Source organism: Microbacterium umsixpiens (assembly GCF_053543675.1).
The window spans coordinates 25,706-29,887 of sequence record NZ_JBLVOH010000042.1 but is presented as its reverse complement, the minus strand read 5'-3'; the positions used below and the strand labels follow the sequence as shown (position 1 = coordinate 29,887).

Below are 4,182 nucleotides of genomic sequence, written 5' to 3'. Positions count from 1 at the left end.
CGCGGTCGACGGTCCCGCCGAAGCGACCCGTCCAGCGGGCCGCGATGATCTCGCCCGCCTCGGCGAAGTCCGGGATGGCGGTGATGTTCTGGAGGTAGCGACCGGGGCGGTCGTCGAACAGGGCGATCGTGGACTCGCTGAGCGGCAGAGCGGTGTCCAGCGGCGGGAAGTCCCGGGTCGACGCCTGTCTCTGCAGCGTGATCGTGCCGTTCTCCGCGTGCAGCAGCGCGATCGAGCCGATGATCCCGCCGGAGGAGCGCAACTCGGCGTTGTTCTGCATGGCCAGGACGTAGCTGCGCGGACCTTCGCCGCCGAGCATCGTCGGCAGCAGCACGGAGGCGCCGTGCAGGGAGCCGACCACCGACGCGGCTCCCGTCACCGCGGATCGCAACTCACCGATGGCGTCGGCGAGGGGTGGCAGCGTCGCGCCCGCATCGATGCGCTTGGCCTGCAGCTCCGCAGCGCTGAGCGCAGTGCTCGCCGTACCGAGCGGCTTCTCGATCTCCGCGAAAGGGGCGAGGTCGATCGTGCCGCCTTCGACGCCCAGACCTGCCAGATCGAGCCCGCCTGCCACATCGAGCAGCGGTGTGAGCGCGTTCGTCGAGACGTCGTGCGCGATCTCGGCGATCTCGCTCACCGCGCGGAAGTTCGGTCCCAGCCACGGCACAGCGCCGAAGGCCTGCCAGACGGGGTCCGAGGTGAGTTCGTCGGCGGACGCCGCATTGCGCGCGATGCTCCCGGAGACCCGCTCCGCTTCCTCGAGGTCACCTGAGGCGATCGATGCCTTCAGCTGCGTGGCGCCATTGGCGACCTGCTGAAGGTCGCTGACCGCGCCGATCCCGCGGATCGTCACCCAGCCGATCGCGATGAGGAGGATCGACAGGAGAACGCCGACGGTCCACCCGATCCATCGGCGTCGGACGGGAAGACGACCATCGCTCACCCGAGCATTCAAGCATGAACCGCTGGTGCGGCGGTGGGCGAAAACTGTGGGAACGCTGACATTCGCGCGGCACGGGTGGTGCGCTCCACGGGGGAGCTGCGCGGCGAGGATAGCCTGATCGCATGGGTGCTCGGCTGCGTGTGGTTCTGGATCAGCTCGTGCATGTCGTCGACCCCGACCAGGCTTCCGCCGCTCTCGATCTCACGGTCGGCCTGATCGCGACGGCACCCTCGGGGTGCACCGTGGACGCCATCGTCCCTGCGGGCGCGGAGGTTTCGGTCGCCGGCGTCGGCAAGGTGCGGACCCTCGGGCTCGGGCGCCGCGAGTTGGCCGCCTCCTGGCAGCTCGGGATCGCTCCGGGGGTCGGCGGAGGGATGATCCACTCGCCGACGCTGATGGCCCCGCTCGTGCGACACGACCGAGTACACGACAACGACCAGACCACGGTCACGCTGTGGGATCTGCGCGCCTGGGACGCACCGGAGCAGTTGTCGAAGAGCCTCGTCGCCTGGCAGCGCGGGATGCTGCGGCGCGCGGTGAAGCATGCCGACGCCGTGGTCGTGCCGTCGCATGCCGTCGCCGAGCGGCTGTCAGAACTCGCACGCCTCGGGGATCGCGTCCGCGTGGTCGCGGGCGCTCCGCCCCGTGGATTCGCGGCGCCCGCAGCCGCCGCCGACCGGCGAGCGGCACTGACGTTGCCCGCGCAGTACGTGGTGTTGGCGGGATCGGCGGCCGATCTGCACGACGGTTTCCGCGGCGCTGCTGCGGCGGGAATCGATGCCGTCGTGATGGGCGCTCCCGATGGTGCGGAACCCCGTTACGCCGAGCTCGCTTCGGCTGCAGGGCTCCCCGAGCGGCGCGCGCACATCCGAGGCGCGCTGGATACTGCAGACCGTGCGGCCGTGCTGGCCGGGGCATCGCTGTTCGCCACGACGAGCAGTTCCGCCGGGTGGCCATGGCGCGCGGTCGAGGCGATGACCCTCGGGATCCCCGTCGTCGCCGTCGACAGCGGCTCGCACCGGGACGTGATCGCCGACGGGGGCATGCTGGTCGCAGCCGAGGAGATCGCGGACGCCATGGTGGAGGCCACGGACGCCGCCGCGGACCGGTTGCGCGTCCTGGCGGCGGATCGGTCCAGGGCCTTCTCCTGGGCGAGTTCGGCCGAACGGCTCTGGGGTCTGCACGCCGACCTCTGAGGGCTGGGAGCCACCTGCGCATCGACGCGACACGCCGGAGTGCTGTGGCCAAAGAGGCGCAACAGTGGCATCATCCTGCAACTTCCGTCACACTGGTCACATGTCTCGACGTGCCCCACGCTCGCGAAACACCCTGAGGACCGCCCCACTCCTCACCTGTTTCCTCGCTGTCTCCGCCCTGGTTCTCGGAACGGTCGTTCCCGCCGCCGCTACTCAGGCGACGGTCGCGTCGCCCGTGGCGGCAGCCGCGAACGCCTCCGCCGCCCCCGTCGAAACGGGGATCGCGAAAAGCAGCCTCACCGGCTTCACTCCGGGCAACCTCATCAGCGACGCCGTGTTCACGAACAAGAGCACGATGACCGAGGCGCAGATCCAGACCTTCTTCAACGGCAAGGTCGCGCGCTGCCTGGGTGGTCGTGACGAGAACAACGAGGCGATCGTCTGCCTGAAGGACTTCCGGATGACCACGGTCACCCGCCCGGCAGACCAGTACTGCAGCGGATACACGGGCGCCGCGAACGAATCGGCCGCGCGCATCATCTATCGCGTCTCGCAGGCCTGCAACATCAACCCGCAGGTGCTGATCGTGATGCTCCAGAAGGAGCAGGGTCTCATCACCCACACGTGGCCGAGCGCCTGGCGCTACCGGATCGCGCTCGGTCAGGGATGCCCCGACACCGCGCCGTGCGACCCGAACTTCATCGGCTTCTTCCACCAGATCTACGGCGCCGCCCGCCAGATGCAGATCTATATGGAAGGCAAGTGGTTCCAGTGGTACGCACCGGGGAAGACGTGGAACATCCTGTACAACCCGAAGGCGTCCTGCGGCTCCGCGCCGGTGTACGTCGCGAACAAGGCGACGTCGGCTCTCTACTACTACACGCCGTACCAGCCCAACGCGGCCGCCCTGCGCGCCGGCTACGGCGAGGGTGACGGATGCTCGGCCTACGGCAACCGCAACTTCTACAACTACTTCACCGACTGGTTCGGTCCGACGCGGACGCTGACCTTCACGGCAGGCAAGCCGCTCGTCAACGGTTACGTGATCCCCGGTCAGACCCTCACGGCGACGGGTGTCTTCACGCCCGCGCCCACCACGACGGTCTACCAGTGGTTCCGCAACGGGACAGCGATCCCCGGTGCCACGGGGAGGTCGTACAACCTGACCGTCGCGGACAGCGGTACGAAGCTCGAGGTCAAGCTGACGGCGAAGCGTGCCGGCTACGTCGATGCGACGGCACAGTCGGCCGCCTACACCGCGACGACGGTGAAGGTCGACCGGATCTCCGGGACCAGCCGAGAACAGACCGCGGTCGAAGCCTCCCGTGCCGCGTGGCCGACCGGGACCCGGACGGTCTTCCTCGCGACGAGCCTCGACTTCCCCGACGCGCTCTCAGCGGTGGCGGCGGCGAGCAAGGCGCAGGCATCGCTCCTGCTCACGACCCCGGGAGCCATCCCGGCGAACGTCGCGGCGGAACTCAAGAGGCTCGCACCGACCCGGGTGGTCCTCGTCGGCGGGGTGGGCGTGGTATCGGACGCGGTGGCGGCGCAGGCGAAGGCCGCGGTGCCGGCTGCCAAGATCGAGCGGATCAGCGGCGCCGACCGATACTCGACGTCGCGCGCCATCGTCGAGAGCTCGGGCGCGAGCGCCAACGTGCTCCTGGCGACCGGTGCCGACTTCCCGGACGCTCTCAGCGCGGCGGCCGCCGGAGGAGCAGGACGTATTCCGGTGTTGCTCGTGGACGGACTCGCCAACAATGCCGATGCCGCGACGATCGCGACGCTCCGGAAGATCGGGGCCGCCAACATCACGGTCGTGGGCGGCGTCGGCGTCGTCAAGGATTCGGTGGTCGCCCAGCTGCAGGGCCAGGGCTTCAAGGTGAACCGGCTCTCCGGCACGGATCGATACCTGACGAACATCGCCGTGAACAACGCGTACTTCCCCTCGACGGCGTTGCGTGTGCTCGTCGCCACCGGTGACGGGTTCCCGGACGCCCTCACCGGGTCCGCCCTCGCCGGCAGGCTCGGAGTCCCGCTCGTGCT

At 69.4% G+C, this 4,182-nt stretch carries 3 protein-coding genes; 2 read left to right on the top strand and 1 reads right to left on the bottom strand.

The genetic code is table 11. The annotated features are described in order from the left end of the window. The coding region (locus ACNPM4_RS04915) for a DUF4012 domain-containing protein (protein ID WP_448984889.1) at positions 1-943 on the bottom strand (943 nt) is incomplete at its 3' end. 122 nt (positions 944-1,065) lie between these two features. Between ACNPM4_RS04915 and ACNPM4_RS04910 the strand changes: the two genes are divergently transcribed. Together ACNPM4_RS04910 and ACNPM4_RS04905 are read left to right on the top strand one after the other, a co-directional pair. Next, on the top strand, positions 1,066-2,139 hold the full coding sequence (locus ACNPM4_RS04910) for a glycosyltransferase (protein WP_448984888.1): 1,074 nt from the start codon (positions 1,066-1,068) through the stop codon (positions 2,137-2,139). A 100-nt stretch (positions 2,140-2,239) separates the two neighbouring features. Next, positions 2,240-4,182 (top strand): cell wall-binding repeat-containing protein (locus tag ACNPM4_RS04905; protein WP_448984887.1); only part of this gene is annotated, 1,943 nt, incomplete at its 3' end.